Annotated in this window: 25 protein-coding genes and 1 pseudogene; 13 read left to right on the top strand and 13 right to left on the bottom strand. The window is 74.5% G+C overall.

Annotated features, from left to right (window positions below; all coding sequences use genetic code 11):
- Window positions 1-1289, bottom strand: a pseudogene (locus ACWEPX_RS22120) (hypothetical protein); the annotation flags it as partial.
- Window positions 1279-2043, bottom strand: a complete 765-nt coding sequence (locus ACWEPX_RS22115) for a thiopeptide-type bacteriocin biosynthesis protein (RefSeq protein WP_451899110.1) — start codon at window positions 2041-2043, stop codon at window positions 1279-1281. The gene ACWEPX_RS22115 and the pseudogene ACWEPX_RS22120, both read right to left, overlap by 11 nt.
- Before the next feature lie 405 nt (window positions 2044-2448).
- On the opposite strand from ACWEPX_RS22115, the gene ACWEPX_RS22110 reads away from it, so the two are divergent.
- Window positions 2449-4179 carry a 1-deoxy-D-xylulose-5-phosphate synthase gene (locus ACWEPX_RS22110; protein ID WP_451899109.1) on the top strand — a complete coding sequence of 577 codons (1731 nt, stop codon included), beginning with the start codon at window positions 2449-2451 and terminating at the stop codon, window positions 4177-4179.
- Here ACWEPX_RS22110 and ACWEPX_RS22105 read toward each other — a convergent pair.
- Genes ACWEPX_RS22105 through ACWEPX_RS22095 form a run of 3 tightly spaced genes read right to left on the bottom strand, consistent with a single transcriptional unit; the run spans window position 4159 to window position 7772 of the window.
- Window positions 4159-5913, bottom strand: coding sequence for an ABC transporter ATP-binding protein (locus ACWEPX_RS22105; protein WP_451899108.1), 1755 nt, complete (start codon window positions 5911-5913; stop codon window positions 4159-4161). The two genes, ACWEPX_RS22110 and ACWEPX_RS22105, sit on opposite strands and share 21 nt — an antisense overlap.
- The gene (locus tag ACWEPX_RS22100; protein WP_451899107.1) at window positions 5910-7571 is read right to left on the bottom strand and encodes an ABC transporter transmembrane domain-containing protein; all 1662 of its coding nucleotides are present in this window, start codon (window positions 7569-7571) and stop codon (window positions 5910-5912) included. Before ACWEPX_RS22100 ends, ACWEPX_RS22105 begins: the two co-directional genes overlap by 4 nt.
- Window positions 7572-7772 (bottom strand): MbtH family protein, encoded by a 201-nt coding sequence (locus ACWEPX_RS22095; protein WP_451899106.1) that lies wholly within the window; start codon window positions 7770-7772, stop codon window positions 7572-7574.
- A gap of 152 nt (window positions 7773-7924) precedes the next feature.
- On the opposite strand from ACWEPX_RS22095, the gene ACWEPX_RS22090 reads away from it, so the two are divergent.
- The 4 genes from ACWEPX_RS22090 to ACWEPX_RS22075 are packed head-to-tail and all read left to right on the top strand — an operon-like array spanning window position 7925 to window position 10845.
- Window positions 7925-8590, top strand: coding sequence for a DedA family protein (locus tag ACWEPX_RS22090; protein WP_451899105.1), 666 nt, complete (start codon window positions 7925-7927; stop codon window positions 8588-8590).
- A gap of 29 nt (window positions 8591-8619) precedes the next feature.
- Window positions 8620-9114 (top strand): ABATE domain-containing protein, encoded by a 495-nt coding sequence (locus ACWEPX_RS22085; RefSeq protein WP_451899104.1) that lies wholly within the window; start codon window positions 8620-8622, stop codon window positions 9112-9114.
- The gene (locus ACWEPX_RS22080; RefSeq protein WP_451899103.1) at window positions 9111-9650 is read left to right on the top strand and encodes a GNAT family N-acetyltransferase; all 540 of its coding nucleotides are present in this window, start codon (window positions 9111-9113) and stop codon (window positions 9648-9650) included. The genes ACWEPX_RS22085 and ACWEPX_RS22080 overlap by 4 nt, the downstream gene beginning before the upstream one ends.
- A gap of 31 nt (window positions 9651-9681) precedes the next feature.
- On the top strand, window positions 9682-10845 hold the full coding sequence (locus ACWEPX_RS22075; RefSeq protein WP_451899102.1) for a trans-sulfuration enzyme family protein: 1164 nt from the start codon (window positions 9682-9684) through the stop codon (window positions 10843-10845).
- Window positions 10846-11139: 294 nt separating this feature from the next.
- On the opposite strand, the gene ACWEPX_RS22070 is transcribed toward ACWEPX_RS22075, so the two are convergent.
- On the bottom strand, window positions 11140-11904 hold the full coding sequence (locus tag ACWEPX_RS22070; RefSeq protein ID WP_451899101.1) for an ANTAR domain-containing protein: 765 nt from the start codon (window positions 11902-11904) through the stop codon (window positions 11140-11142).
- A 247-nt stretch (window positions 11905-12151) separates the two neighbouring features.
- Between ACWEPX_RS22070 and ACWEPX_RS22065 the strand changes: the two genes are divergently transcribed.
- Window positions 12152-12523: an STAS domain-containing protein gene (locus tag ACWEPX_RS22065; RefSeq protein WP_451899100.1), complete on the top strand. Its 372-nt coding sequence runs from the start codon at window positions 12152-12154 to the stop codon at window positions 12521-12523.
- Here ACWEPX_RS22065 and ACWEPX_RS22060 read toward each other — a convergent pair.
- Window positions 12509-12922 carry a VOC family protein gene (locus tag ACWEPX_RS22060; RefSeq protein ID WP_451899099.1) on the bottom strand — a complete coding sequence of 138 codons (414 nt, stop codon included), beginning with the start codon at window positions 12920-12922 and terminating at the stop codon, window positions 12509-12511. The two genes, ACWEPX_RS22065 and ACWEPX_RS22060, sit on opposite strands and share 15 nt — an antisense overlap.
- Window positions 12923-13059: 137 nt before the next feature.
- Between ACWEPX_RS22060 and ACWEPX_RS22055 the strand changes: the two genes are divergently transcribed.
- Window positions 13060-13602, top strand: a complete 543-nt coding sequence (locus ACWEPX_RS22055) for a dihydrofolate reductase family protein (RefSeq protein WP_451899098.1) — start codon at window positions 13060-13062, stop codon at window positions 13600-13602.
- A gap of 41 nt (window positions 13603-13643) precedes the next feature.
- Here ACWEPX_RS22055 and ACWEPX_RS22050 read toward each other — a convergent pair whose 3' ends face one another.
- Window positions 13644-14207, bottom strand: coding sequence for a TIGR03086 family metal-binding protein (locus ACWEPX_RS22050; RefSeq protein WP_451899097.1), 564 nt, complete (start codon window positions 14205-14207; stop codon window positions 13644-13646).
- A gap of 75 nt (window positions 14208-14282) precedes the next feature.
- Between ACWEPX_RS22050 and ACWEPX_RS22045 the strand changes: the two genes are divergently transcribed.
- Window positions 14283-14879, top strand: coding sequence for a TetR family transcriptional regulator C-terminal domain-containing protein (locus ACWEPX_RS22045; RefSeq protein WP_451899096.1), 597 nt, complete (start codon window positions 14283-14285; stop codon window positions 14877-14879).
- On the opposite strand, the gene ACWEPX_RS22040 is transcribed toward ACWEPX_RS22045, so the two are convergent.
- The gene (locus ACWEPX_RS22040) at window positions 14876-15877 is read right to left on the bottom strand and encodes a Gfo/Idh/MocA family protein (RefSeq protein WP_451899095.1); all 1002 of its coding nucleotides are present in this window, start codon (window positions 15875-15877) and stop codon (window positions 14876-14878) included. The genes ACWEPX_RS22045 and ACWEPX_RS22040 overlap by 4 nt on opposite strands.
- A 250-nt stretch (window positions 15878-16127) precedes the next feature.
- Here ACWEPX_RS22040 and ACWEPX_RS22035 point away from each other — a divergent pair, with 250 nt between their 5' ends.
- From ACWEPX_RS22035 to ACWEPX_RS22020, 4 genes are all read left to right on the top strand, one after another.
- Entirely contained in the window at window positions 16128-16331 is a 204-nt protein-coding gene (locus tag ACWEPX_RS22035) for a hypothetical protein (RefSeq protein WP_451899094.1), read from the top strand.
- Between the two features lie 157 nt (window positions 16332-16488).
- The gene (locus ACWEPX_RS22030; protein WP_451899093.1) at window positions 16489-17103 is read left to right on the top strand and encodes a LuxR C-terminal-related transcriptional regulator; all 615 of its coding nucleotides are present in this window, start codon (window positions 16489-16491) and stop codon (window positions 17101-17103) included.
- An 81-nt stretch (window positions 17104-17184) separates the two neighbouring features.
- Complete coding sequence (locus tag ACWEPX_RS22025) at window positions 17185-18531, top strand: hypothetical protein (protein ID WP_451899092.1); 1347 nt, start codon at window positions 17185-17187, stop codon at window positions 18529-18531.
- Window positions 18532-19121: 590 nt separating this feature from the next.
- Entirely contained in the window at window positions 19122-20198 is a 1077-nt protein-coding gene (locus ACWEPX_RS22020; protein ID WP_451899091.1) for an NAD(P)/FAD-dependent oxidoreductase, read from the top strand.
- Window positions 20199-20202: 4 nt separating this feature from the next.
- On the opposite strand, the gene ACWEPX_RS22015 is transcribed toward ACWEPX_RS22020, so the two are convergent.
- On the bottom strand, window positions 20203-20550 hold the full coding sequence (locus ACWEPX_RS22015) for an MmcQ/YjbR family DNA-binding protein (RefSeq protein ID WP_451899090.1): 348 nt from the start codon (window positions 20548-20550) through the stop codon (window positions 20203-20205).
- A gap of 55 nt (window positions 20551-20605) precedes the next feature.
- Window positions 20606-23662, bottom strand: a complete 3057-nt coding sequence (locus tag ACWEPX_RS22010; RefSeq protein ID WP_451899089.1) for a S8 family serine peptidase — start codon at window positions 23660-23662, stop codon at window positions 20606-20608.
- A gap of 113 nt (window positions 23663-23775) precedes the next feature.
- Here ACWEPX_RS22010 and ACWEPX_RS22005 point away from each other — a divergent pair, with 113 nt between their 5' ends.
- Window positions 23776-24375: a hypothetical protein gene (locus ACWEPX_RS22005; RefSeq protein WP_451899088.1), complete on the top strand. Its 600-nt coding sequence runs from the start codon at window positions 23776-23778 to the stop codon at window positions 24373-24375.
- Here ACWEPX_RS22005 and ACWEPX_RS22000 read toward each other — a convergent pair.
- Window positions 24353-25351: an alcohol dehydrogenase catalytic domain-containing protein gene (locus ACWEPX_RS22000; protein WP_451899087.1), complete on the bottom strand. Its 999-nt coding sequence runs from the start codon at window positions 25349-25351 to the stop codon at window positions 24353-24355. The two genes, ACWEPX_RS22005 and ACWEPX_RS22000, sit on opposite strands and share 23 nt — an antisense overlap.
- A gap of 38 nt (window positions 25352-25389) precedes the next feature.
- A complete protein-coding gene (locus ACWEPX_RS21995) occupies window positions 25390-26358 on the bottom strand; it encodes a methyltransferase domain-containing protein (protein WP_451899086.1) in 969 nt (322 codons plus the stop codon).
- Window positions 26359-26603 lie beyond the last annotated feature (245 nt).

Raw genomic sequence — 26603 nt, 5'->3', positions numbered from 1 at the left:
GCGCGCTGGTAGACGTCGGCGAACCCGGGTCCATCGTCCGGCCGGGGCCCCTGCGACCAACCCGCCAGCCGCGCGGCGTCGGCGACCGGGCGGTGGCCGTCCGCGCGCTGGTAGACGTCGGCGAACCCGGGTCCATCGTCCGGCCGGGGCCCCTGCGACCAACCCGCCAGCCGCGCGGCGTCGGCGACCGGGCGGTGCCCGCCCGCGCGCTGGTAGACGTCGGCGAACCCGGGCCCGTCGTCCGGACGGGGGCGCTGCGACCAGCTCGCCAGGCGCGCGGCGGGCGGCGCGGACGCCTGCAGCACGCCCAGGCGCAGCAGGTGCTGCAGGAAGGCGCGGACGACCGCGCGCCGGTCCGGGTCGGGGGCGAGCAGGTCCAGCACGGTGGGGGTCCGCAGCGCGTTGTGCCCCAGCACCCGGCGCACGGCGTCGACGGCCGGGGTGCGCTTGATCCGCACGAACCGCAGGCCGCCGGGGTCGTCGACCCAGCAGCACAGGCGGTCCCCGCGCACCCAGTGCAGCCCGGTCAGGCTCAGCCAGGCGTCGGGCAGGTCGCCGGCGGCCAGCGCGCGCCGCCCGTCCTGGATGTTGGCGACCCGGTGCACCGCGTGCGCCCCGACGCGGGGCTCCCCCGGCCCGGCCCCCAGCTCGACCAGCGCGACGTGGCCGAGCCAGCCGCGCGGGGTCGGCTTGAACGCCGCGCGGGCCAGCAGCCGCAGCAGGTAGTCCCCGCGCTGGCGCAACCGCTTGCCCGCCCAGTCCTCCCCCGCGGCCAGCCGCTCGCAGATCTCGGCGACGACCTCGGGCACGGTCTCGGCCAGCACGCGGGTCAGCTCCGCGCTCGCGGTGGCGATCCGCCACGGCAGCCCGGCCAGGCGCTCAGACTCGGCGGCGGTGTCGGCGGTGAGCTGCGCGTCGGCCGCGGCCAGCGCGGTGGCGCGCTCGGCGGCGGCGAGCAGGTCGTCGGCCAGCGCGGGGCCCGCGTCGAGCGCGGCGGCGAGCACGGCGAGCGCGCGGCAGGCGCGGCCGTCGGCCGGGGCGCCGCGGCGCAGCGTGCGCGCGGTGGTGATGGCCAGGCCGCGGGAAGGCGGCGGGAGGTGCGGGATCAGCTCGTCGCCGAGGCGCCGGGCGAGGTCGCCCGCGAACCGGCGGTAGGCGTCCTCGGCGTCGAGGTGCGCCCGGAGGCGGTCGAACAGGTCGGGGTTGCCCAGCTCGGCCAGCGCCGCGGCGGGGACGCCCGCCACCCGCAGCAGGCAGGCCGGTCCGGCGGGCAGGTAGTCAGCGCCCATCACCGAGCGCCCCGCTGATGAGGATCTGGGCGCCCACGCCCAGCGTCCCGCGGTTCCAGTGGAAGATCACGTACGACGCCAGCGCCTCGGGCGTGGCCTGCCAGCGCGGGACGACCGGCCTGGCCAGCGCGGCGTGCCGGTCGGCCAGGCACCGGACGGTGACCGGCAGGGCGGCGCGCGGATCGACCGGCCCGCGCCAGAGCGCGCGCAGCCCGGCAGCGGCGGCCGCGGGGTCGGGGGCGCCCGGCGGGCGCTGCCTGCCCACGGCCGCGACCGCCGACCAGACGGCTTCGTCGTCGGCGGGCAGGATGTCGCGCAGCATCGCCAGCGACAGCCGCCACGCGGGCGTGCCGCCCGGGCGGGTGTGGAAGGCCAGCCAGGTCAGCGAGTCCACTGTGAACAGCCGGTGCACCAGGACCATCGCGGCCGGTCCGCCGAAGCGGTCCGCCTCGGGGGTGTAGACCGCGGGGCCCGCGTCGGCGATGAGCCCGGCGAAGCGCCAGCGCAGGGCGTGGACGAGGAAGTCGGTGCGCACGGCGGACCCGTCGCCGCGGGCCGCGGCCAGGCGCACGCGCAGGCCGGGCGGCTTGTGCATGAAGAAGAAGTCGGTGATGACCCCGCCGCGCAGCCAGTTCCTGGCGACCCGGGCGAGGTGGGGGTAGACGCGCCGGGCCTGGTCGGGGGTCGCGGCGAGGTCGACCTGGACCCACTCGCCGGTCGCCGTCGCGGCCGGTTCGGTCAGCGGCAGGGTCACGGCGGACTCCCTTGCATTTCCCGAGACGCGAATTCCGACGCTAACACCGCCGCGTGCCCGCGGCCGCGATGTCACGCCAATGCATTTCCAGAACATTCGCCAGCGGGTCCCTATCGCCCGAAGGGGGCAGCTGAATAGCACGCTCCGTGCCCTGCCAGCCGCCCAAACGATGCCGCCCTCAGGCCCCGAGCCCCGGTGAGCGATCCCGCCGCCGCATCAGATCCCCAGCGTGGACGCGGTTTCCCCGCGCGCCCGACTCACTCGATCGAGTGATTTCGCCACTGTGGCGCATAATCCGCGCAATAACCGCAGCGAATCGGTCAAGCCGGTTCAGGGGGTTTGCGCGACCACCCCCGGGGCATCGGGTAGCAAGCCGGTTGCCCGTTCGCCATTTCGGAGGCCGCGATGAGCGCGCTGCCCGGGGTACACCAGCCCGACGACCTGCGCGCCCTGCCCGCGGCGGCCCTGCCCGAGCTGGCCGGGGAGATCCGGGCGCTGCTGGTGGAGACCGTCTCGCGCACCGGCGGCCACCTCGGCTCCAACCTCGGCGTCGTGGAGCTGACCATCGCCCTGCACCGGGTGTTCCGCTCCCCCAGGGACGCCATCGTCTTCGACGGCGGGCACCAGAGCTACGTCCACAAGATCCTCACCGGCAGGCGCGGGGACTTCCCGCTGCTGCGCCAGGCAGGCGGGCTCTCCGGCTACCCGAGCCGGGCGGAGTCCCCGCACGACCTGGTGGCGAACTCCCACGCCTCGACCGGTCTGTCCTATGTCGACGGGTTGGCCCGGGCGGCGGCGCTGCGCCCCACCGGGGGCATCGCGGTCGCCGTGGTCGGCGACGGCGCGCTGGCGGGCGGGATGGCCTGGGAGGCGCTGAACAGCATCGCCGCGGGCAGGCGGCCGGTGGTGGTCGTGCTCAACGACAACGGCCGCGCGTGCGGGCCGACGGCCCTCGGCGAGCACCTGGCGCGGCTGCGCGACGGCGGGTTCCGGCTGTCGGTGTTCGAGGCGATCGGCCTGGCCTACGTCGGCCCGGTCGACGGCCACGACCTCGACCAGCTCGAAGCCGCGCTCGGCAAGGCGCGGTCGCTCGGCCGCCCGGTCGTCGTGCACTGCCTGACCACGAAGGGCAAGGGGTACCCGCCCGCGGAGGAGGGCTGCGCCGACCGGCTGCCCGCCGCGGGCGACGACGGGCCGACCTGGGCTTCGGTGTTTGGCGCCGAGCTGGTCGAGCTGGGCCGCAGCCGCCCGGACCTGGTGTGCGTGACGGCGGGTTCGACCGGCCTGGACGCCTTCGCCGCGGCGTTCCCCGACCGCGTGGTCGACGTGGGCGCCGCCGAGCAGCACGCCGTGGCCTGCGCCGCGGGCCTGGCGATGGGCGGGCTGCACCCGGTGGTCGCGCTGCGCTCGGCGGTCCTGGGCCGCGCCTTGGACCAAGTGCTGTTCGACGTGGCCCTGCACGCCCTGCCGGTGACCTTCGCCCTCGGCCGCGCGGGGGTGGCCGGGGCCGACGGCCCCTCGCAGCACGGGATGTGGGACCTGCCGATGCTGCACTGCGTGCCCGGCCTGCGGGTGGCCGCTCCCCGCGACGCCCGGCAGCTGCGGCGGCTGCTGGCCAGGGCCGTGGGCGACAACGGCCCGACAGCCCTGCGCCTGCCCTGCGGCACGCCCGGTCCCGATCTGCCGGAGCTGTACGAAGTGGACGGTGTTGGCGTCCTGCACGAGGCCGCAGGCCGCGATGTCCTCCTGGTGGCGATCGGACCGATGGCGGTCACCGCGGTGCGCGCCGCGCTGAAGCTGGCCGAGCACGGCGTCGGCGCGACCGTCTGCGACCCGGGCTGGGCCATCCCGCCCCACCCGGCCCTGGTCGACCTCGCCGCCACCCACCGCATGGTGGTGTCCGTCGAGGACGGCGCCCGGGTGGGCGGCGCGGGAACCCGCCTGGCCCAGGCCATCGTCTGCGCGGGCGTCGCCACCCCGGCCCACCCGCTCGGCCTGCCCGCCGACTTCCTCCCCCAGGGCACCCGCGCCGAGATCCTCCGCGGCCACCGCCTGGACGCCCCCGGCCTCACCCGGACCATCCTCGCCCTGCTCGACCGCGCCGCACCGCGCGAGTCAGCCCGTCCCGCCCGGTAGGGCCGCGTGGGCCTCCCACGCCTGCCACAGCTGCGCGTACTGACCGCCCTGGGCGACCAGTTCGTCGTGCGTGCCCTCGGCGACCACCCGACCGTGGTCGAGCACGACGATGCGGTCGGCGGTCGCGGCCTGGGTCAGGCGGTGGGCGACGACCACGGTTGTGCGTCCCTCGGTGGCCGCGCGCGCCGACTGCTCCAAGGCGCGCGCGCCGAGGCTGCCCGCTTCGGCGGTGGCCTCGTCCAGGATCGCCACCGGCGGGTCGAGCAGCACCAGGCGGGCCAGGGCCAGCTGCTGGGCCTGGGCCGGGGTCAGCTCGTGCCCGCCCTCGCCGACCGCGGTGCCCAGGCCGTCGGGCAGGCCGCGGACCCACTCCAGCGCGCCGACGGCCGCCAGGGCGGCGGCGAGGTCGGCGTCGGCGGCGTCCGGGCGGGCCAGGCGCAGGTCGTCGGCCAGGGTGCCCGCGAAGACGTGGGTCTCCTGGCTGACGATGGCGACGTGCCTGCCGTCGAGGTCGGCCAGCGGGACACCGCCGATGCGGACCGCGCCGGTCAGCCGGGCGCCGCCGTCGCCGCGCAGGACGCCCGCGGCGATGGCGGCCACCGTGGACTTGCCCGCGCCGGTCGTGCCCACCAGCGCCACCCGCTCGCCGGGGGCGACGCGCAGGTCGATCCCGTGCAGGACGGGCGTCGCGCCGTCGTAGCTGAAGCGCACGTCGACCAGTTCGAGGCTCGCGTCCGCGGGCTCGGCGCCCGCGCCCGCGGGCGGGGTGGGCAGGCCGATGACGCCGACCAGCCGGGCCAGGCTCGCGCCCGCCGACTGCACCTCGTCGAAGGTGTAGAGCAGCATCGAGATGGGGCCGACCAGCCGCAGGAACAGCAGCGCCGCGGCCGACACCGCGCCGACGGTCACCGCGCCTGCCCGCACCAGGAAGAACCCGGCGACGAGCACGGCCGCCATCCCGGCAAACTCGGCGAGGTTGACCCGGCTGACGAAGCGGGTGAAGTAGCCGAACACGCGCACCGACACATCGCGCGAGCGCCGCGAGGCCGCGTCGATGCGCCGCAGGTGCTCGGCCTCCAGCCGGTAGGCGTGCACCGTCCGCGCGCCCTGCATGCTCTCCACCATCAGCCGCGACCGCTCCCCCACCGCGGCCCGCTCCTCGGCGTACCCGGGCGCGGCCCGGGGCAGGTACCACCGCAGGGCGGCGACGTAGAGCGGCACCGCGACCAGCCCGGCCAGGCCGAGCCGCCAGTCCAGCGCGGTCATCCCGGCCAGGCTCAGCACGCCGAGCAGGAACGCCGACAGCACGGTCGGCACGACCTCGGTCACCGCCTTGGCGACGGTGGCGACATCCGCGCTGACCCGGGAGAGCAGGTCGCCCTTGCCCGCGCGTTCGACCGTCGTCGCGGGCAGCCGCAGCACCCGCGCGACCGTCTCCTCCCGCGCCGCGGCCAGCACCCGCCCGCCGAGCCTGCCCAGCAGGTACGTCGTCGCGCCCGAGGCGAGCCCGCCGACCAGCGCGGCCACCGCGATCACCACGGCGATCGGCGCGATGGCCCCGCCGTCGCTGATCCGGTCGATCAGCAGGCCCAGCGCGTACGGCGGCACCACCAGGGCGGCCGCCCCGACCAGCCCGACGAGCAGCGCGGCGGCCACCTCCCCCGGCCGCGCCCGCAGCTGCCCCAGCAGCCACCTGCGGGTCTCCGACGCCGGGGCGACCGGCAGCGCGCTCACCGCAGCACCGCCATCCGGTAGGACTCGTGCGCGCCCAGCTCCTCGTGCGTGCCCTCGGCCACGACCCGCCCGCCGTCGACCACGACCACGCGGTCGGTGACCGACAGCAGCGCCGGGCTGCTGGTGATGACCACGGTGGACAGCCTGGCCCGCAGCTCCCTGACCCCGTGCGCGATGGCGTGCTCGGTCACCGCGTCGACGGCGGTGGTGGGGTCGTGCAGGACGAGGATCGGCGGGTTGGCCAGCAGCGCGCGGGCCAGGGCGATGCGCTGGCGCTGCCCGCCCGACAGGCTCGCGCCCCGCTCGGCGACCTCCTGCGCCATCCCGTCGGGGTGGTCGGCCACCACCTGCTCGGCGGCCGAGGCCGCCAGCGCCCTGGCCACGTCGGCTGTTCCGGCGTCCCGCCCGGTGGTGAGGTTGTCGGCCAGGGTGCCGGTGAACAGGTCGGTGTTGTGCGGCTCGGCCAGCAGCGTCGACCTGGCCAGGTCGAGGTCGAGGGTGTCCAGGCGGGCGCCGCCGACGCGGACCTCGCCCGCCTCCGGCGTCGCGTGCCCGCCGAGCAGGCCGACCAGGGCCTCGCCGTCCTCCGGCGCACGCGCCACGACGCCGACGAACTCCCCCGGCCCGACCGCCAGGTCCAGCCCCGCCAGCGAGCGGTAGGACACCCCGGACAGGGCCAGCCCGAAGCCGTCCACCCGGCCGACCGCGCCCAGTTCCACCAGCGGCGGCGCGGCCAGGACGGCGGCCACCCGGTTCGCCGACGCGCGGGCCTGGGCCACCCAGCCGGGCACGATCGCCAGCACGCCGAACGGCTCGATGAGCACCTGAGCCAGTCCGATCACCACGATGCACTCGCCGACGGTGATCTCCCCGCGCACCGCGAACCAGCCTGCCAGCAGCGCGATCCCGCAGGCCAGCAGCGCCGAGAGCGCGTTGGAGGCGGCCAAGTAGCCGCCGTTCGTGCCCGCGGCGCGCACCGCGGCGCGCAGGGAACGCCCGCTCGCCTGCCGGTAGCGGCGCAGCGCGGCGGCCTCGGCCCGGATGCCGCGCAGCGGGCGCAGACCGCTGACCAGGTCGGTGGCCAGCGCCGCGGCCTCGCCAGCCACCTGCTGCTGCGCGGCGACCCGCCGGGTGATCAGCGGCGAGCTGACCTGCAGCACCAGCAGGACGACCGGCGTGCCGACCAGGACGGCCAGGCCCAGCAGCCCGTCGATCGAGAGCAGGGTGACGGCCGCGACGGCGGTGGCGGTGAGCGCGCCCGCGATGCGCGGGATGTGGTCGAGCAGGTAGGAGGCGTTGTCGGTGTCCGTGCTCGACACCGTCAGCAGCTCGCCCGCGCGCAGGTCGGTGCGGATGCCGCGCGGGTCGAGGACGCGCTCGGCGACCTCGGTGCGCAGCCGGTGGCCCTCCTCGGCGATGGCCAGCATGAGCAGCCGCGCGCCCATCCGGTACATCGAGGTCTGGACCAGGATCAGCCCGGCCAGCCCGCCGAGCCACAGCGCCAGGCCCCCGCCGTCACCGCCCGCGACGGCCTGGTCGATGAGGTGGCCGATCAGCACCGGGACGAACGCCTCGGACGCCTGGAACAGGCAGATCAGCAGGGTGCCCGGCCACAGCCTGCTGCCGTTGCGGGCGACCGCGCGCCCCAGCACGCCCATTCAGGAGCGCAGGCTCTTGGGCCGCAGGTCGGTCCACTCGCGCTCGACGTAATCCAGGCAGTCCTGCCGGCCCGCGGGGCCGAAGACCGACCGCCAGCCCGCGGGCACGGCGGCGAACGCGGGCCACAGCGAGTGCTGCTCCTCGTCGTTGACCAGGACGTGGAACGTGCCGGACTCGTCGTCGAACGGGTTGGTGGCCACCGGATCTCCTCCTCATTGCCGAACCAGAGGAGAACTTAGCAAGGGTAGCCTTACTTTCCCCAGTGCTCCCGGTCACTGGATCTCCTGCGGGATTCCGCGGCGCGAACGGGGTAGTCGGTAGGGGAGGACCGCCGACGACCGGGAGGGTGCCCATGCCTGACCTCGTGCTCACCGCCCCAGCCCAGGAGCCGCTGGGGGGCATCGCCGGGTGGGCCGTCGGCGTCATGGACTCCCTCGGCGGGTTCGGCGCGGCGCTGCTGCTGGCCCTGGAGAACGTGTTCCCGCCGCTGCCCAGCGAGCTGCTGCTGCCGCTGGCCGGGTTCTCCGCCAGCCAGGGCGTGTTCAGCCTGGTGGCCGCCATCGCGTGGACGACCGCCGGGTCGGTGGCGGGCGCGATCGTGGTCTACCTGCTGGGCGTGCTGCTCGGGCGCGACCGGGCGCGGGCGCTGATCGCCAAGATCCCGCTGATGGACGTCGGGGACTTCGACCGCACCGAGCGCTGGTTCGCCAAGCACGGCGCGAAGGCGGTGTTCTTCGGGCGGATGGTGCCGCTGTTCCGCAGCCTGATCTCGCTGCCCGCGGGCGTCGAGCGGATGCACTTCGGCCTCTTCCTGCTGCTGACCACCCTCGGCAGCCTCGCGTGGAACTGCGTCTTCATCGGCGCGGGCTACCTGCTGGGCGCCAACTGGCACGTCGTGGACCAGTACGCATCGGTCTTCCAGTGGATCGTGTTCGCCGCCGTGGCCGCGGCGGTGGTGTGGTTCGTGGTCAAGCGGGTGCGCAAGCGGCGGAGGGAGGCCGCGGAAACCCGATGCTGACGGTTGGGCGATGGTGTTAGCGTCAGCATGTGGAGCTGCCCATCCTCGGCACCGAGCCGGTCCCGGTCGAGTTCGCCAACACGCTCCACGACGGCGACCACCTGGGCACGCCCGAGCTGGCCAACCGCTGGTTCGCCGCGATGGCGCTGCCGCCCGCCGAGCCCGCGCCCGCCCGCGCCCTGCGCGACGCCGTCCGCACGCTGCTGACCAGCGCGCCGTCCGCCCCGCTGGACGCCGCGGCGGTCGCGGTGGTCAACGCCTGCGCCGCGCCGGGCGTGCTGCGGCTCGGCGTCGACCGCTCGGCGCGCTGGGTGGGCACGGCCTCCGGCTCGGCCGCCGTGCTCGGCGGCATCGCCGCAGGCGCGATCGAGCTGCTCGCCGGGCGGGCGCGCGTGCTGCCCTGCCCGGCCCCCGGCTGCGGGCTGCTGTTCCTGCAGCGCCACGCCCGCCGCCGGTTCTGCCACCCCGCCTGCGGTCACCGCGACCGGCAGGCCCGCTACTACCGCAGACGGAACCCGAGATGATCACCTGGCGCCGCGTCGCCCCCGCCGACTTCCCGCTGCTGGCCCGCTGGCTGGCCCAACCGCACGTGCACCGCTGGTGGTACCACGAGTTCACCCCGGAGGCGGTGGAGCGCGACTTCGGGCCCGCCACCCGCGGCGAGGAGCCCGGCGAGGACTGGCTGGTCTCCGTCGACGGGACGCCGGTGGCCCTGTTCCAGCGCTGCCGGGTGGCCGACTACGCCGAGGACTTCGACCAGCTCGCCGCCGTCGTCCCGACCCCGGTCGAGACGGTGACCCTGGACTACCTCATCGGCGACCCGGAGCTGACCGGCAAGGGCCTGGGCACCCGGCTGATCCGCTGGGCGGTCGAGCGGACCTGGGCCGACTTCCCGCAGGCCCCGGTCATCATCATCCCGATCGCGGCGGCCAACCGGGCGTCGTGGCGGGCGCTGGAGAAGGCGGGCGCGACCCGCATCGCAACGGTCGAGCTGGAGCCGGAGAACCCGATCGACGGCCGGGACCACCACGTCTACCAGTTCACCCGCCCACCGGCGTGACGCCCGGCCGGGGGTGCTCCAAGGTGGGGGCATGACCTACCACCCCGCGACCCGCGCCACCCGGATGCCCGCGCCCGACCCCGTGCAGGGGCGGCCGGTGGGCGTGCCGCTGTACCAGAGCTCGATCTTCGCCTTCGACACCCCCGACGCCCTCGCCGCCGCCTTCCGCGGCCCCGACCAGGCGTTCGTCTACAGCGGCTTCGGCAACCCGACCGTCCGCGCCCTGGAGGACGGCCTCGCCGACCTGGAGGGCGGCGTCGCCGGGCTGGCCACCGGGTCGGGGATGAGCGCGCTCAACGCCGTGCTGTTCGCACTCCTGCGGACCGGTGACCACGTCATCACGCAGGAGGCCCTCTACGGCGGCACGCACGCGGCCTTGCAGGGCTACGCGGATCGGTGGGGCATCACCGTCTCGACCATCTCCGGCGACGACCCCGCGGAGCTGGCGGCGGCCGTGCAGCCGCGGACGAAGGTCCTGATCCTGGAGACCATCGCCAACCCGACCTGCGCCGTCCCAGACCTCCCCGGCCTGATCACCGCCGCGCGGGAGGCGGGGGTGGTGGTCGTGGTGGACAACACCTTCGCCACCCCCCTGCTGTGCAGGCCGCTGGAACTGGGAGCCGATGTGGTCGTCCACTCGGCGACGAAGTATCTCGGCGGCCATCACGACGTGGTAGGCGGCGTGGCGGTGTTCGCCTCGGCGGAGCTGCACCGGCTGGCGTGGCGGCAGTCGGTGGAACTGGGCGCGGCGATGGACCCGTTCGCGGCGTGGTTGGTGGTGCGGGGCGTGAAGACGCTGGCGCTGCGGGTGGGGGCGGCGTGCGCGACTGCGGCTGAGGTGGCTTCCCGGTTGGCTGCGCATGCTGCGGTGTCGCGGGTGCACTACCCGGGGCTGGTGGGGAGTCCGAGCCACGAGCGGGCGCTGAAGGTGTTGGACGGCGGCTTCGGCGGAACGCTGGCCCTGGACGTCCCCGATGCCCGGGAGTTCTTGGGACGGCTGCGGTTGGTGCTGAACGCGGGATCGTTGGGCGGCACGGAGACGGTGGCGATGCACCCGGCGTCGACGAGCCACCGGGCGGTGGATGCCGGGGTGCTGGCTCGGATGGGGGTCGGGGAGGGGACGGTGCGGATCGCGTTCGGGGTGGAGCACCGGGAGGACCTGTGGGAGGACATCGCGCAAGCGCTGACCCCTTGAGGTTGCTGGTTCAACGCCTCCCCACCAACAACCGCAACGCGCCCACCCACAAACAGCAACGCGCCCCCGAAGCCTGTCCGATGGGGTGGACTCGCATTCGCGGGGAGCGAAACGCCGCTAAACTGGCCAGGGCGTGAACGGGCCTCGCCCGCCTTCACCGCCTTCACGCCCAAGCGGCGTTTCGCTTAGGGGTCCCCGCGAATGCGAGTTCACCCCATCGGACCACCCACCCAAGCCGCGCAACCACGGTCCACCGCGCAACCCGCCCACGCCACGAGCCAAACCCACAGCCACCTACCGAGCCGTGGTCGAAGCCTTGTCGGGATCGCTAAGACCGAAGTGGGCGAGGGTTTCGGGGAGGGTTCCGCGGTCGTGGGCGGTTATCAGGGTGTCGGCTATTTGGCGGAGCTTGGAGTTCGAGTTCTGGGAGGCTCTTTTGAGGAGGTCGAAGGCCGCGGGGCCGTCGATGGTGAAGTGGCGCATTAATAAGCCCTGGGCTTGGCCTATCGCCTGGCGGGTGGCCAGGGCGGCTTTGAGCTGGTCCACCAGGTCTCGGCTGTCGTGGTAGAGCTGGGCGTTGTCGAAGACCGCGCCTGCGTGGAGGGCGAGGAGGAGGACGAGGTCGTAGGCGGTCTCGTCGAATTGGTGCGGGGTGTCGGAGAACAGGGTGAGGACCGCGGATGCGGGGCGGCGGGTGGGGATGGGGAGGGCCAGGAGGCTGCGGTAGCCGCGGGCGCCGATCGAGGCGCTGAAGGCGGGCCAGCGCTGGTCGACGGACGTGTCGTCGATGCGGCGGGGTTCGCGGTGCTCCAGGGCCTCGGCGATGGGGTCGTCCGCGGTGGCGGATTCGCCGACGCGGTCGAGTTCTATCGCGGCCACGGTTTCGGCGCCGTCTGCGGTGCGGACGGTGATGGTGACTTCCGTGACACCGGGGACGGTGTCGGCGAGGCGGGTGACGAACCTCGACAGGACGGCGTTGACGTCGTCGTCATCGGCAAGTCTCGACACCTCGGCCAGTTCTTGGGCCAGCGTCAGCACGCGCTTGAACGCGCCGGTCATCGCAATCCTCCACGCACGCACCATCAAAGGTCGGGATGCTGCGCTGCCGAACACCCGCTCGACCGGAACCCTACCCAACGGGGCCTTGCTCTAGGATCACCAGGCCGCGGTTGGGCAGTCAGCCCGGCAGCCCTGTCGACCCGTCTCGGGCGCAGGTCTGCGGGCCGTCCCCGGTGTGCGTTCGCCGACGGCGGTCCCCGGAACCCCGCCAGCGCCCCCGGAGGCCCCCGATGCCCGCCGTACCGCCATGACCGCGCCCCGCGCGGAGAACCCGCGAACCGACGCCCTGCACATCGCCGCGGGCACGCCGGAGCCCGGGACGCTGGTGCTCACCGTCAGCGGCGAGCTCGACCTGGCCACCGCGCCGCGGCTGGACGCGATCCTCGCCGCGACCGTGCTCCTCGAACGCCACCGCCTGGTGGTGGTCGACCTGACCGGCGTGGGCTTCCTCGGCGTGGCGGGCATCACCGCCCTCATGCGCCACCACGACCGCGCGCTGGAGCACGGGATCGGGTTCCGGCTCGTGGCCAGCAGCCGGGCCGTGCTGCGCCCGCTGGACCTGCTGGAGCTGACCGGGGCCTTCGACATCCACCCGACGGTCGGATCAGCCCTGCGGTGAGGTGATGTTGACCATCCAGTTGATCCCGAACCGGTCGGTGCACGCGCCGAACTCGTCGCCCCACATCTGCCGCTCCAGGGGCATCTGGACGGTGCCGCCCTCGCACAGCTTCGCCCAGTAGCCGCGCAGTTCGTCGGCGTCGTCGCCGCTGAGGCTGATCGAGATGTTGTCGCCGGGGTTGTGCGCCATGCCGGGCGGGGTGTCGGCGGCCATCAGCGTGAAGCCGCTGCCGGTCTCCAGCGTCGCGTGCATGATCTTGTCCGCTTCGGACGGGTCGTCCACGCCGAACTCGCCGAAGGTGCTCAGGTCCAGCGCGCCGCCGAACACCGACCGGTAGAACTCCATCGCCTGGCGGGCCTCGGCCTGGAAGCTGATGTAGGGGTTGAGGCGCGATGCCATCGTCGTCTCCCTTCCGCCTGACAGCATCGTCGCAGATCAACAGGGGTCTGGAAATTCGTGCGGCGGCGATGTCGAGAACGCGGCGACCACTTCGACCTCACGGTGAAGAACCCGACCGAACCACCTCGGAGCACCCGATGCGCAAGCTCATCCACTTCGTCCACTCCTCCGCCGACGGCTGCATCGACGGCCCCCGCGGCGAGTTCGACTGGCCCGAGATGGGCCCGGAGCTCTCGGCGTACTCCCTGGCGCTGTGCGAGCGCGCGGGCACGTTCCTCTACGGGCGCGTGGTGTGGGAGATGATGGCCGGGTACTGGCCGCAGGCGGAGTCGCTGTCCGACGACCCGCACGACCTGGCGTTCGCGCCGCTCTGGCGGGCGGCGGACAAGGCCGTCATCTCCCGCTCGCTGACCACGCCCCACGCCGCGGTCGTGCGCCCGGAGGAGGTCGCCGCGCTCAAGGCGGGCGACGGCGGCGACATCCTGCTGATGGGCGGCTCGGCCGCCGCGGCCGCGCTGACCGACCTCGGGCTGGTGGACGAGTACCACGTGGTGGTCCACCCGGTCGTGCTCGGCGGCGGGAAGCCGCTGTTCCGCCCCGGCGCGGCCCGCCTGCCCCTGCGCCTGGTGGAGACCCGCCCGTTCGACGGCCGGTCGGTCCTGCTGCGCTACGCGGTCTGACGGGGGGAGGCGGCCCGGCCGCGCCGGGCCGCCTGCTCCGGCTACGCCGCCCAGTCCGCCTTGCGGCCGGTCAGGGCGAGCAGGCGCACCTGCGGGTCGGCGTCGGCGGGAGCCTCGACCCGGGGCCCGAAGATGGCGCCCTGGTCGCTCCAGATGGCCGGGTGGTGCGGGAAGCCCTCCAGGATGTCCAGGGCGGCCTGCACCAGCTCCGGGTCCAAATCGATGCTGGTCCCGATGGCCTGGGCGAGGTCCCAGCCGTGGACGAGCGTGTCGGCGAAGTGCACGCCGAACGCGACCTCGCCGGGGACGGTGGTGTTGACCACGGCCATCTCGACCGGCTTGGCCAGCGCGGCGTCGTCGGCGTAGACGCTGGCCAGGGTCTCCGACGAGACGCGGAAGTCGCGGCGCGGGTCGCCGGTGGGCTCGGGCCGGTGGCCGGTGACCCGGGCGATGGCGACGTGGTTGTTGTCCACGATGTGCGCGATCACGTCCCGCACGGTCCACGCCTCGCAGGGGGTGGGCAGGTCGAGCTGGTCGTCGGTGAGCTTGTCGATGATCCCCCCGGTCGAGGCGATGGCCCGCCGGTCCAGGTCCCTGATGTCCATGTCCGCTCCGAAAGTTGTCCGAACGATCGGTCAGATGGTTCCAGATGATCACTCGGTCGTCTAGATTGGGTTCCCGTGGACGGCCGACTGGCGCGGGGCGAGCGAACCCGCCGCACGATCCTGCGCCGGGCGGCGGACATCGCCTCCGTCGAGGGGCTGGACGGGCTGACCATCGGCAGGCTGGCCGGGGAGCTGTCGCTGAGCAAGAGCAGCGTGTTCGCCCACTTCGGCTCCAAAGAGGACTTGCAGCTGGCGGCCATCGGGCACGCCGAGGAGATCTTCCTCGACGCGGTGGTCCGCCCCGCGCTGACCGCCCCGCGCGGGCTGCCGCGGCTGGTCGCCATCTGCGAGCGCTGGCTGGACTACTCGCGCGCCCGCGTGTTCCCCGGCGGCTGCTTCTTCACCGCCGTGGTCGCCGAGTTCGACGCCCGCGAGGGCCGCATCCACGACGCCGTGCGGCTCAGCCGCGCCACCTGGACCGACCTGCTGACCGGCCTGGCCCGCTCGGCGGTGGAGCTGGGCCACCTCCCGGCGGGCACCGACCCGGCCCAGATCGCCTTCGAGCTCGACGCCCTCGCCCGCGCCGCCAACAACGAGGCGGTGCTGACCGGCTCCGACGCCGCTTACGACCGGGCGGTGGCGGGCATCCGGGCCCGGCTGGGGGCCGACTAGCCCAGGTCCACCCGCTGCCCGGTCACCAGGCTCGTCTCCGCGGCGCTGACCAGCGCGATCGTGCCCAGGTTCGCCCGGCCGCTGATCTCGCTCTCCCACCCCGCCCGCACCGCCCGCGCGAAGTGGTCGACCACCGCCCACCGGTCCCGGACCCGCGGCACGCCGACCGGGACCTCGGTCGTGCCGCCGCCCGCGCGGGTGTAGCGGGCGTAGGCGCCCTCGGCGGGGTCGGAGCCCGCCCAGCACAGCACGCCGTCGTCGGCCTCGACCGTCCAGTCGCCGGTCCACGGGGTCGCGGGGGCGGGGCTGCTGGCGCTGGCGCTGTACTGGGCGAGCACGCCGGAGGCGAATTCGATCTCCGCGGAGAACGAGGTCAGCGCCCGGTCCGCGGACTGCCCGCGCGGCCACGCCCGCGCGCTGACCGTGCTCGCCTCGCCGAAGAAGGCGCGCAGCAGGTCGAAGTGGTGCACGGCGACCTGCCACAGCACCGACCGCGGGTCCTCGGCGGGCAGCCGGTGGTTGCGCCGGAACTGCACGGTGACGTGCCGCGCCCGCCCGACGACCTCCTGCGCCAGCAGGTGCCGCGCCTGCGACGACGCGGCGAAGAACCGGTGGTCCTGCGCCACCACGATCCGCCTGCCCACCGCGTCGGCCAGCTCGACCAGGTGGGCGGCCTCGGCCAGGTCGAGGGTGAAGGGCTTCTCCAGCAGCACGTGCTTGCCCGCCCGCAGCGCCGCCCTGGCGACCGCCCCGCGCAGCGCAGGCGCCGTCGTGACCACCACCGCCTCGGCCTCCACCGCCGCGATCGCGGCGTCGAGTCCGCTGTGGATGGCGGGCAGCGGAACCCCCGTCGCCGCCGCGAAGGCGGCCCGCCGCCCCGGATCGTCCTCCGCCCACCCGACAACCCGAATCCCGGGCGCGGACGGCAGCACCCGCACCGCCCAGTCCGTACCCGACCCACCGAGCCCGACCTGAACGGCGGACACCGCAGCGCTCACCCGCCCCACAATACTTCCCGATCTCCCCGCCGCCACCCCCCGAAACCGTTTCCGCCCAAGGAAAACCTTTCGACGCCCGCCCTGGTGCGCGCGCCACCAACCGTTCCCCCTCCTGCCGGGGCGCGGAGGTCATCGATAACCACCAAGTGGTGCGCTGTGGGTTCATCAACAACGAGGAGGGCGCGAGTCAGTTCGTGGTGCGGGTCGGGGGTGGAGGAGGACTTCGGCCCGGGACGACGAGGTGGTCGCGGTGGCGGGCCGGGACGCGGCGATTCGCACGCACGACGAGCCCGCGCAGTGCCACCTGCGGGGCAAGCACGTGCCGGAGTCGCCCGGTGTGGACGAAGTCGTGCGGATCATCGTGGTGAACGGCGCGAAGGCGGTCGACGCGGTGTGCGCGGATGCGAAGGCGTTCGCCGGGGTCCTGTTCCCCCTGCTGCCGCCCGCAGCCTGACCGGTGTTTCAGCCGACCGGGGCGATTCACCCGAAAAGCTAGCGCTGCGCCCATCCCGTTGCCGCCATCCCGGTGAACCTGTCACCGTCTGCGTCGACCGGTCACACGGGGAGGTGGGTCATCGGACGGACTTCCTGGACCATCGGGGGAACCGGGTGTGCCCCGGCCCCGGATGGGCGACGACCGGATCGTGGGGCTGCTCGGGGTGGGCGTGCTGCGGGCCGCCGTGGCGGCCGGGTTGGCGGCGCTGGGGTGGCGGTGCGCGCCCGGGCCCGCGGCCGCCAACGCCGCGCTGATCATCCCCGGCGGCGGCGTGCTGCTGGTCAAGGCCGTCGCCGAGTGCGCGGCGCTGGCGATCCCGACGGTGGTGCTCGGCTCGGTGCGCAGGCCGCAGGAGATGATCATGGCCGTGCACGCGGGCGCGACCGGGGTCGTCGACCGCGACCTGCCGATCCTGGACCTGCTCGACGCCGTGCACCGGGCGCTCACCTCGGCCGGGCGCCGCGACGGCCTGCTGCCCGCGCTGCGCGGCAGGCTGGCGCTGCAGGACCGGCTCGACCGGCTCACCCCGCGCGAGCGCGCCGTGCTGACCCACCTGGCCGCGGGCCGGGCCGCCGCCGAGATCGCCCGCCGCGACCAGATCAGCATCGCCACCGCGCGGGCGCACATCCGCTCGATCCTGCACAAGCTCGACGTGCCGTCCCAGCTGGCCGCGGTGGCCGACGGCAGGCGGGGCTGGCGCGAGCTGAACCTCGCCGACCACACGCCCTGAGTGGTCGATTCTGACGATGCCCGGCGCGGACGCACGGCAACAGACTGATCCGGCAAGCCGCACCAGATCAGGAGGAACACCATGTGCAGGACACTGAGCCTCGCGGGCACCACGATCGCGAGCTGGCCGGGCGTCGAGGTCTACGGCAGCAACGGCGACGGCACCTTCCGGAAGCTGCGGAGCTGGGACTGGTCGGACACGCCGCACTGGCACTACGAGGTAGCCCGGTTCGCCGAGGGCTCCTACTGGGTGCCCGCGTCCACGCACCCGCCGCAATCGTGGCAACCCACCACGCCGATCGTCGGCGACCGGCCCGCCCGCCGCGGCGTCAACCCGACCGGCCGCGAGGTCCGGCCGAGCGGGCTCTACCTCTGGATCCCCGCCATCCCGCGCGGGTACACCCCGGGCGAGACCGACAACCGGGTGGTCTGCAACGCCCCGGACCAGCCGCCCGCCCACCTGGTCGGCGCCCCCGAGCTCGACGACGCGCACCGGCGGCTCGACCTGATCCTCGCCGAACCCACCCCGCTGGCGGCCACCGCCGACGGCACGGCCTTCAACGACTCCGACGGCCTGATCTCGTTCGTCAACCTCGCCACCAGCCTGGTGAAGAACAATCCGGAGTTCACCACCGGCACCGCCGTCTTCGACAAGATCGCCAACTTCTTCTCGACGCTGCGGATCAAGACCTTCACCGCGATGAAGAACGGCAAGATCCCGCCGCTGGCGGGCGACAGCCAGCCCAAGGACCAGTGGGACCCGGCCGTCACGCACGTCATCGAGCACCTGCTCCAGCAGGCGGGCGGCTTCACCGACTACTCCATCACCCAGGAGACCTACTCCGACACCCAGTACCTGGCCGAGTTCAGCACCAGCTTCCTCAAGCTGGTCTTCGACGCCATCACCGTGCCCAGCGCCGTCGTCACCGGGGTGACCGCGTTCATCGCCGGGGTCGGCAAGTCCCTGCGCGCCAGCTGGGACCAGCGCGAGCGCACCTACTCGGTCTCGCTGCTCGGCCAGTGCCACGAGGCCGTCCAGGAGAACACCGACCCCAACGACCCGATCTACCGGTACTTCCCGAAGCTGAAGTACTACCACCTCACGGTGACCGCCCAGCAGCGCGAGTTCTCCACCTCCTGCTCGACGCTGCGCCAGATCACGTTCAACTTCGCCTACGAGTACTACGTCACCGCCGTCGCCGCCGCCATCCTCGACGACAAGTCCCTAGAGCACCAGCAGTACGTCGCCTTCCTCGACAAGGCCCAGGCGACCAACTACAAGGACGCCGAGAACCAACTCGACTCCATCCTCGACGGAACGGTGTCCACCAGCCCAGTCAGCTCGAACGGCCTCAGCCTGTTCAACATCGACCTGGCGGACTACCCACTCGCGATCCTGCCCGTCCGCAAGCGCTTGACGCTGGCGTGAGATGAGGAGCGCACGGCAGCGGCGAACCCGCTGCCGTGCACTCGCGTGTGAGGAGGCGATGGCGAGATGGGGGGCCGGGGGTGGGGGGAGATGCTCGGCGGGAGGGGGTGGGGTGGGTGCGGGGTGAGCGCGAGGCAAGGGGTGGTGCGGGGGTGCGGCAGGGCGGGAGGCGGGCGATCGAGAGACAGCGAGCGGGCTCGGGGCAAGCCGGGCAACGCGAGAGGGTGGGGTGACGGGCCACTGCAAAGCGGGTGAGCGGCCGGGCAGCGGCAGGTGAGCGCGGGGTGCGGGCGAGATGGTCGACCGGGGGTGGGTGAAGGTGCCCGGCGGGGAGGGGTGCGGGGTTGGCGCGGGTGGGCGCGGAGTGGGGGTAGGCGCGGGTGGCGCGGCGTGAGCGCGCGGGGTGGCGCGAGGTTGAGCGCGTGGGTGCGGGGTGAGCGTGGGGCAGGGGTGGTGCGGCGTGAGCGCGGGTTGGCGCGGGGTTGAGCGGGTTGGTGCGGGGTGAGCGTGGGGCAGGGGTGGTGCGGGTCACTGTCACGTTTGGGGGGGCTGGGTTGTCCTCAGTGCAGCGGACCGGAAAGGGGAAGACGATGATCGTGGTTCTCGGCGGGGGTTATGCGGGGCTGATGGCGGCCAATGCGCTCGGCCGGAAGGCTCAGGTGCGGCTGGTCAACGAGCGGGACACGTTTGTCGAGCGGGTTCGGTTGCATCAGTTGGCGGCGGGGCAGGAGTTGGTGCGGCGGCCGTTGGCTGGGCTGGTGCGCGGGGTGGACGTCACCATCGGGCGGGTTGTGGGGATTGATACCGACGCGCGGGTGGTGGCGTTGGCGGACGGGGGTGAGGTGCCGTACGACACCCTCGTCTACGCCCTGGGCAGTCGGGGCGATCTCTCCACGCCGGGGGCGGCCGAGCACGCCTACGACGTCGGATCGCCCACTGCGGCCGCGCGGCTGCGGGACCGGTTGCAAGGGGGCGGGTCCGTCCTCGTCGTCGGGGGTGGGTTGACCGGGATCGAGACGGCGGCGGAGTTGGCGCGGCCTGGGGTGGGCGTCACGATGCTGACAGACCGGCTGGGGGTCGGGCTGTCGGTGAAGGGGCGGGAGCACGTCGTGGGGGTGTTCGACCGGCTCGGGGTGGAGGTGCGGGAGGACGCCGTGGTGGCCAGGGTGACCGCGGAGGGCGTCGAGCTGGCCTCCGGGGAGGTCGTCACCGCCGACGCCGTGGCCTGGACCGCCGGGTTCCGGGTGCCGGCCCTGGCGCGCGAGGCCGGGATCGCGGTGGACGCCGCGGGCCGGGTGGTCGTGGACGACACCCTGCGCTCGGTCTCGCACCCCGACATCTACGCCGTCGGGGATGCCGCCGCCGCCCGCATGCCCGGCGGCCAGGAGTTGCGCATGGCCTGCGCCACCGGGCTGCCGTCGGCGCAGCACGCCGCCCGCGCGATCCTCGCCCGCCAGGCGGGCCGCGAACCCCGGGCGTTGCGCTTCCGCTACGTCAACCAGTGCATCAGCCTGGGCCGCGACGACGCGCTGATCCAGTTCGTCAACCCCGACGACTCCCCGCGCGAGCGGGTCCTGACGGGCAAGCTGGCCGCGCGCTACAAGGAGACCATCGTCCGCGGCGTGATCTTCATGGAGCGCAACCCGTGGGTGCCCACGGCCCTGTGAGCCCTCAGCTCGACCGGGCCAGGTCGGGGACGTCGGCGAGCAGGTCGGCGGGGGCGGACAGGCGCCACGCCTCGAAGACCAGCTCGGCCAGCTCGTCCGGCTCGACGCGGGTGAGGTGGACGACGACCCAGCCGAAGCCGCCCGCGGTGAACTGCTCCTCGAAGACGTCGGGGCGTTCGAACACCAGCGCCTGCTGCTCCGAGAGCGTCTGCTTCAGGCCCGCGGTCTGGGTGCGGGGCCAGTAGTAGCCGAAGCGCCTGCCGCGCACGGCGAAGGAGGTGTAGTCGGCGCCCCCGCCGCGTTCCACCTCGGCGAGGGTGCCGATGACCCGGAAGAACTCGTCGCTGCTCACCACTACCCCCAATCACCCGCGCAGCAGTCTAGGCGGTCACCCCGACAAAGCGGCATCACCGCAGGCCGAAGGCCCGCAGGACGGTCAGCCGGGCCTCGCTGCCGCGCTCGTCCACCGCCGTCGCCCGCAGCGACGCGAACTCCCCCGCGCCCTCGACCACCGCGGTCGCGGTGTACGGCCCGGTGCGGGTCACCGCGAGCGGGTGCCAGGTGAGGCCGTCGTCGAACGAGGCCTCGACGGCGAGGGCGGCGAGGGGGCTGGGGTCGGAGCCGGTGTTGGGCTGGAGGGTGATGTCGACCGTCGTCGCCCCGCGGGCGCGGTTGCGGGGGTCGAGGTCGCGCGGGGCGAAGCGGATCGCGCTGATCGGCAGGCCCAGGCCGCCCTTCGCCAGCGGTTTCGGGTCGGGCTCGCGGCGGCGGGAGGTGAACGTCCACGACGCCGTGACGAGGGTGGCGTAGGTGGCCGAGCGGGTCGCGGTGGTCTCCAGGTGGTAGCGGTGCTCCGCGGCGGGGACCTCGAACTGGGCCTGGCCGGGCTGGCGGGTCTCCCCCACCTTCACCCCGTCGCGGAACAGCAGCGTGCGGCCGTAGTCCTGCAGCGCCAGGCCGTAGCGGTCGTCGCCGGAGTCGCCGAACAGCGGGATCACCACGCCGATCACGTCGTCGAACCGGGTCGCCCAATCGCCGCCCGCCAGCGACGGCCCGAACACCGCGGTGTTCCAGTCCTCCCGGTACGCCCCGACGCCGTGGGCCACCGGGCCGCCGACGACGACCTGGTCGGTGACCTGCCCGCACACGTGGTGGAACTCCGCCGACCACGTGAGGTCGTCGACGTTGTGGAACTCCGTGCGCGTGACCGGCAGGTCGAACGGCAGGCCGTAGCCGACGGCCGCGTCGGTGCGGGGCTCGCGGGCGATCCAGAGCTTGGTCCCCCGGTGCCGCGGCGACTGCCGCCGGTAGGTCGCGTCGACCCGGGCCAGCTCGGCGTCACGCACCGCCCGGTCGAACCCGGTGGGGATCGGGCCGTGCTCGAACCACGCGAGGTGGTAGGCGCGGTTGCCCGGCGCGGTCCACGCCCCGCCGACGTTGGTGGTGATCTCGGCGGCAACCGGCCCGACCTGGCCGATGCGCAGGCGCTCGAAGGTGTCGCCGAGCACCCCGGTCAGCACCGTCCGGACGCCGGTGCTGCGGCTGTACCCCACGCCGACCGCCTTGGGCGTCACCCCGGCCGCGTCGAACCGCACGGTGATGGGCGCGGCGGCGCGCGCGTCGAGCACCACCGCCATGTCCCGGGTGACCTCGACGACGGGGTGCACGACCTTGTGCGAGTCCCACAGGCCATCGGCTCGGGGCGAGGAGATCACCCCGTCGACGTGGTAGGTCCCCCGCGGCACGCGCACCGTCCCCACGCCGTTGATGGTGGGGATGGGCCGGTACCGGGAATCCGCGCCGCCGAAGAGGAAGGTGAAGTTGTCGTCGGTCGGCGCGCCCGTGGCGTCCACCGCGCGGATGGTCAGGTCGTAGCTCTCCGCCTCCCGGTCGACGGCCAGCGGCGTGGTCAGCCCGCCCGCGGTGACGAACCCGCTGAGCTGCCCCTCCCCCTCCCCCGCCGTCACCTCGACCGACGCCGATCCGCGCGCGGGCACGGTGATCGCCGACGCCGACAGCGCGAACGGCCCGCTGACCCGCAGCGGCAGCACCACCGGCTCGGCGGTCGGGTTGCGGTAGGTCAGGGTGCGGGTCACCGGCCCGTCCGCAGGCCGCCCGAAGGAGAGCGCGGGCGGGTCGGCGGTCACCGCGACGCCGAGCGCCCGGTCGAGGTCCACCCGGCCCGCGCCCTGGTCGTAGACGCCCTCGTCCAGCGGGTGCGCGCTGCCCATCAGCGCCGCCTTGAGCATCGCGCCGTCCCACCCCGGCCGCCGCTGCGCCAGGACCGCTGCCGCCCCGGCCACGTGGGGGGCGGCCATCGACGTGCCGCTGAGCGCGGTGTGCCCGCCCGTGCCATAGGAGTGGCGCGAGCGCGCGGCCACCACGTCGACCCCGGGGGCCAGGATCTCCGGCTTGATCGCCGCGTCGCGCACGCGCGGGCCGCGGGCGGAGAAGCCGGCCCGGTTGTCGGCCCGGTCGACCGCGCCGACGGCCAACGCGGCGTCGGCGGACGCGGGCGAGCCGACGGTCTCCGCGCCGTAGCCGCCGTCGTTGCCCGCCGCGACGACGAACAGCGTGCCGTGCTCGGCGCTGAGCTGGTCGACGGCCTGCTCCAGCGGGTCGCTGCCCGCCGCGTCCGGTCCGCCGAGGCTGAGGTTGACGACCGCCGCGCCGCGCTCGGCCGCCCAGCGCATGCCCGCCAGGATGGCCGATTCCGGGCAGCCGCGGGCGTGGCAGACCTTCCCGACGAGCAGCCGGGCGTCGGGGGCGATCCCGCGGTAGCGCTCGCCGCCGCCCGCGATGGTCGCGGCGACGTGCGTGCCGTGGCCATCGGTGTCCTTAATGGACTCATCGACGAAGCTGCGGGTGGCGGCGATGCGGCCGCGCAGGTCCGGGTGCGTGGTGTCGACGCCGGTGTCGAGCACCGCGACCGTCACGCCCTTGCCGGTGTAGCCGAGCTTCCACGCCGTGGGCGCGCCGATCTGCGCGGCGGTGCGGTCCAGCGCGGGCTGCCGCAGGCCGTCGAGCCAGACCGGCGCGCCGCCTGCGGCCCACGCGGTCGCCATCGCCTGCTTGGGCCGGGTCTCGGCCGCCAGCGCGGGGCCGACGATCAGGGGCAGGTCGCTGCGCTGGTCGTCGCCGTAGCCCGCGCGGATGAGGGCGGCGACGTCGAAGAGCCTGCGGTCCAAGGTCCCCGCGTTGAGCCGCGGCCAGGCGTCGGCCGGGACGACGTGCAGCTCGTCGCCCGTGCCGAGGGTGGCGAAGTGCACCGATTCCCGGCCGGGCGCGGGCGTGACGGCCGGGATCAGCTGCGCGCCCACCCGCCGCACGGTCACGTGGTCGCCGGTGATCAGGGTGACCGAGCCGACGTACTCGGGAGAGGGGGCGGCATCGGGCGCCTGCGCGGCGGCGGGCGGGGCGATGAGCGCCGCGGCCACGACGGCGCAGGCCAGCTTCCTGAGCATCGGACCTCCCCGGTGGCTGACTCCCAACCAAGTCGAGGCCGGGAACGCCGTCAACCGCTTGCCATTTACCGGTTCCGCGGTTGATCGATTCGGCCCGGGGGTACCACCCGACCATGAGGCTCTACGCCGAGACGCCGCTGCGCTCAGCGCGCCAGATCGCGGCCGACCTCGCAGCCGTCGCGTTCCTCCTGCTGGCGGTGTGGGTGGCGATGGAGGTGCGCGAGGCCGTCCTGCTGCTGCGCGACCCGGGTGAACGCCTCACCGCGGCGGGCGAGGCGATCGGCGGCGCGTTCACCTCCGCCGCCGACAACGCCCGCGACGTCCCGCTCGTCGGCGACGACCTCGCGGACGCGCTCGGCGCGGGCACCCGGGCGGGCGCGGAGCTGGCCGACGCGGGCCGCGAGCAGACGGCCGCGGTCGACTCGCTGGCCTTCTGGCTCACCGCCGCGCTGATCGCCGTGCCCGCGCTCGCGCTGGCCCTGACCTGGCTGCCCCGGCGTATCCGCTTCGCCCGCGAGGCAGGCGCGGTCGCGCGGCTGCGGGCGCAGGGCAGGCCGGGCCTGGAGCTGCTGGCCACCCGGGCCCTGGCCCACCAGCCCCTGCCCCGCCTGGCCCGGCTGCGCGCCGACGACTGGGCCGACCCGGAGACCCGGGCCCTCCTCGCCGACTGGGAGCTGCGCAGGCTGGGCTTCAGGTCGTCAAGACGGCTTTGACGACCCGACCGGCGGCCACGTCGTCCAGCGCGCGCTGGTGCTCGTCCAGCGGGTAGGCGGTGACGAGGCGGGCCAAGTCGAAGCGGGCGGTCAGGGCAGGCAGGAGCCGGACGTACTCGACCAGGTGGGCGCCGCTGAACGCCCAGGAGCCGAACACCGAGAGCTGCCGGTGCACGATCTGGTGCGGGTTGATCAGCGCGTCCCCGGCATCGGTGTACTGCCCGACGACCAGGTACGCCCCGCCCCGCCGGGCCATCCGCACCCCCTGCGCGACGGCCGCGGGCACCCCGGCGCACTCGATCACCAGGTCGGCATCGGGGACGTCGGCGCCGATGTCGGCCCAGTCGTCCCCGATCCCCAGCTCGCGCGCCAACGCCAGCCGCCCGGGCGGCCCGCCCACGATCGTCACCCGCGCCCCGCCCAGCTGCGCCAACGCCGCCGCCGCGAGCCCCACCGGCCCCGCCCCCTGCACGATCACGCTCTCCCCGACCCGCACCGGCCGCCGCTCCCCGAGCGCGTGCACCATCGTCGGCCCGGCGCAGGCCAGCGACATGGCCGCGACCGGATCGACCCCCGCGGGCAGCCGGACGACGGTCGTGCCCGGCTCCAGCCGGATGAAGTCGGCCCACGAGCCGGGCCGGTTGACCCCGTAGGTGGCCCGGTTCTCGCACAGCGTCGGCTCCCGGAACCGCGTGCACGGCTCACACCGCCCGCACGCCCGCGAGGACGCCCACATCACCGTGTCCCCCGCCGCGAATCCCGCCATCCGCGACTCGTGCACGACGCCGAGCCCTTCGTGCCCGAGCACCAGCGGCAGCGGCACCGGCAGCCGCCCCTCCCGCAGGTGCAGGTCGGTCCCGCAGATGCCGCCGTAGGCAGGCGCCACCACCAGCCCGCCCTCCGGCGCCGAGGGCGCCGCCACCTCCCGAACCTCCAACGGCTCGCCGAAGCCCGTCAGCGTCACAGCCCTGCCCACCGCTGTCCCCTTCCGCTCGCGGATGGGGGAACGGTAGTTCAGCGGCGGCGGCCGGTGATGCCGACGGGCCACCAGTACTCGCGGACCACGTCGTAGCCGCTCTCCTGGAACCAGGACTTGATCTCCGCGGGGGTGTAGGTGTCGCGGTGGCGCGGGGAGAGGACGTCGAACCAGGTGAGGGCAAGTTCGGTGTAGTGCCTGCGGCGGGTGAGGATGCGGCCGTGGGTGGAGCGGGCGACCAGGGTGCGCACGCCGGGGAGGGTGGCGATGGCGTTGAGGACGCGGACGGCGGCCAGGGTCGGCAGGGACAGCAGGCGGGAGAGCCGGTAGACCGTCGAGTGGCGCCACGAGTGCAGGCCGAGCGGCCGCAGCAGGTCGCGGACGAGCACCAGGGGGCTCAGCTTGCGCTGGTACACCCAGACGAACAGCTCGCCGCCGGGCCGGACGGCGCCCGCCAGGCCCGCGAACGCGCCGCGGGTGTCGCCCGTGTGGTGGATGACCCCGTTGCACCACAGCAGGTCCACGCTCCCCGGCCGGAACGGCAGCGCGAACACGCTCGCCTGCACCACGTGCAGGTTGGGCAGCGCCTCCGCGGCCTTGAGCACCTCGCTGATGGCCGGGTTGAGGTCCACCGCGACCACCGTCGCCTCCGGGTGCCGCCGGGCGATCGCGGCGGTGAGCTTGCCGCTGCCGCAGCCCGCGTCGACGATCACCTTGCCCGCCAGCGAATCCTTGACGTCGAACACGGTGTCGAACTGGGCCAGGTCCTCCTCGATCGTGCGGCCGAACACGGTGTCGGCCTCGAAACCGCCGTCGTGGAAGGTCTGCCACTCGAACCCGAAGCTCGCGGCCACGTGGCTGGCCCGCGCCTCCTCGGCGGCGAAGCGCACCACCCCGTCCTCCACGGGGTACACCGCGCCGCATCCCCCGCACACCAATGCTTCCGCGCCCGCCAGCTCGCCGTGGCACGCCGGGCAGGCCACCAAGGCCAGCGTCGTCTCCCGCATCCCAACCCCTCCGCCGCGTGGTCCCCGACTCACGCCCGTGCATCGCGGCGGCGGGGCGATCGTCTCGGCGCGGGCGGGCCATTCACCCGATGAGACGCGATTTCCCGTGCGGGGCAAGGGAGAACTGGGCCGAACGGCCCCGATCCGGTGGGCGGCGGCAGGAGCGACCACCGCCGCCCACCGGCCGACCGGGGGACCGCCGGCCGGGGCAGGAGGGGTTGGGCCGCCCGTCCGGGGCGGGGTGG

The sequence above is a fragment of the Actinokineospora sp. NPDC004072 genome (assembly GCF_053604195.1).
The sequence above is the reverse complement of the archived record's forward strand: the minus strand, read 5'-3'. Positions and strand labels throughout refer to the sequence as shown.

Coding starts and splice junctions, on each gene's coding strand:
- ACWEPX_RS22010 (WP_451899089.1), bottom strand. CDS start 23,662: ATGCTCAGGAAGCTGGCCTGCGCCGTCGTGGCCGCGGCGCTCATCGCC.
- ACWEPX_RS22070 (WP_451899101.1), bottom strand. CDS start 11,904: ATGACCGGCGCGTTCAAGCGCGTGCTGACGCTGGCCCAAGAACTGGCC.
- ACWEPX_RS22110 (WP_451899109.1), top strand. CDS start 2,449: ATGAGCGCGCTGCCCGGGGTACACCAGCCCGACGACCTGCGCGCCCTG.
- ACWEPX_RS22065 (WP_451899100.1), top strand. CDS start 12,152: ATGACCGCGCCCCGCGCGGAGAACCCGCGAACCGACGCCCTGCACATC.
- ACWEPX_RS22025 (WP_451899092.1), top strand. CDS start 17,185: ATGTGCAGGACACTGAGCCTCGCGGGCACCACGATCGCGAGCTGGCCG.
- ACWEPX_RS22055 (WP_451899098.1), top strand. CDS start 13,060: ATGCGCAAGCTCATCCACTTCGTCCACTCCTCCGCCGACGGCTGCATC.
- ACWEPX_RS22060 (WP_451899099.1), bottom strand. CDS start 12,922: ATGGCATCGCGCCTCAACCCCTACATCAGCTTCCAGGCCGAGGCCCGC.
- ACWEPX_RS22020 (WP_451899091.1), top strand. CDS start 19,122: ATGATCGTGGTTCTCGGCGGGGGTTATGCGGGGCTGATGGCGGCCAAT.
- ACWEPX_RS21995 (WP_451899086.1), bottom strand. CDS start 26,358: ATGCGGGAGACGACGCTGGCCTTGGTGGCCTGCCCGGCGTGCCACGGC.
- ACWEPX_RS22090 (WP_451899105.1), top strand. CDS start 7,925: ATGCCTGACCTCGTGCTCACCGCCCCAGCCCAGGAGCCGCTGGGGGGC.
- ACWEPX_RS22075 (WP_451899102.1), top strand. CDS start 9,682: ATGACCTACCACCCCGCGACCCGCGCCACCCGGATGCCCGCGCCCGAC.
- ACWEPX_RS22100 (WP_451899107.1), bottom strand. CDS start 7,571: ATGGGCGTGCTGGGGCGCGCGGTCGCCCGCAACGGCAGCAGGCTGTGG.
- ACWEPX_RS22050 (WP_451899097.1), bottom strand. CDS start 14,207: ATGGACATCAGGGACCTGGACCGGCGGGCCATCGCCTCGACCGGGGGG.
- ACWEPX_RS22005 (WP_451899088.1), top strand. CDS start 23,776: ATGAGGCTCTACGCCGAGACGCCGCTGCGCTCAGCGCGCCAGATCGCG.
- ACWEPX_RS22080 (WP_451899103.1), top strand. CDS start 9,111: ATGATCACCTGGCGCCGCGTCGCCCCCGCCGACTTCCCGCTGCTGGCC.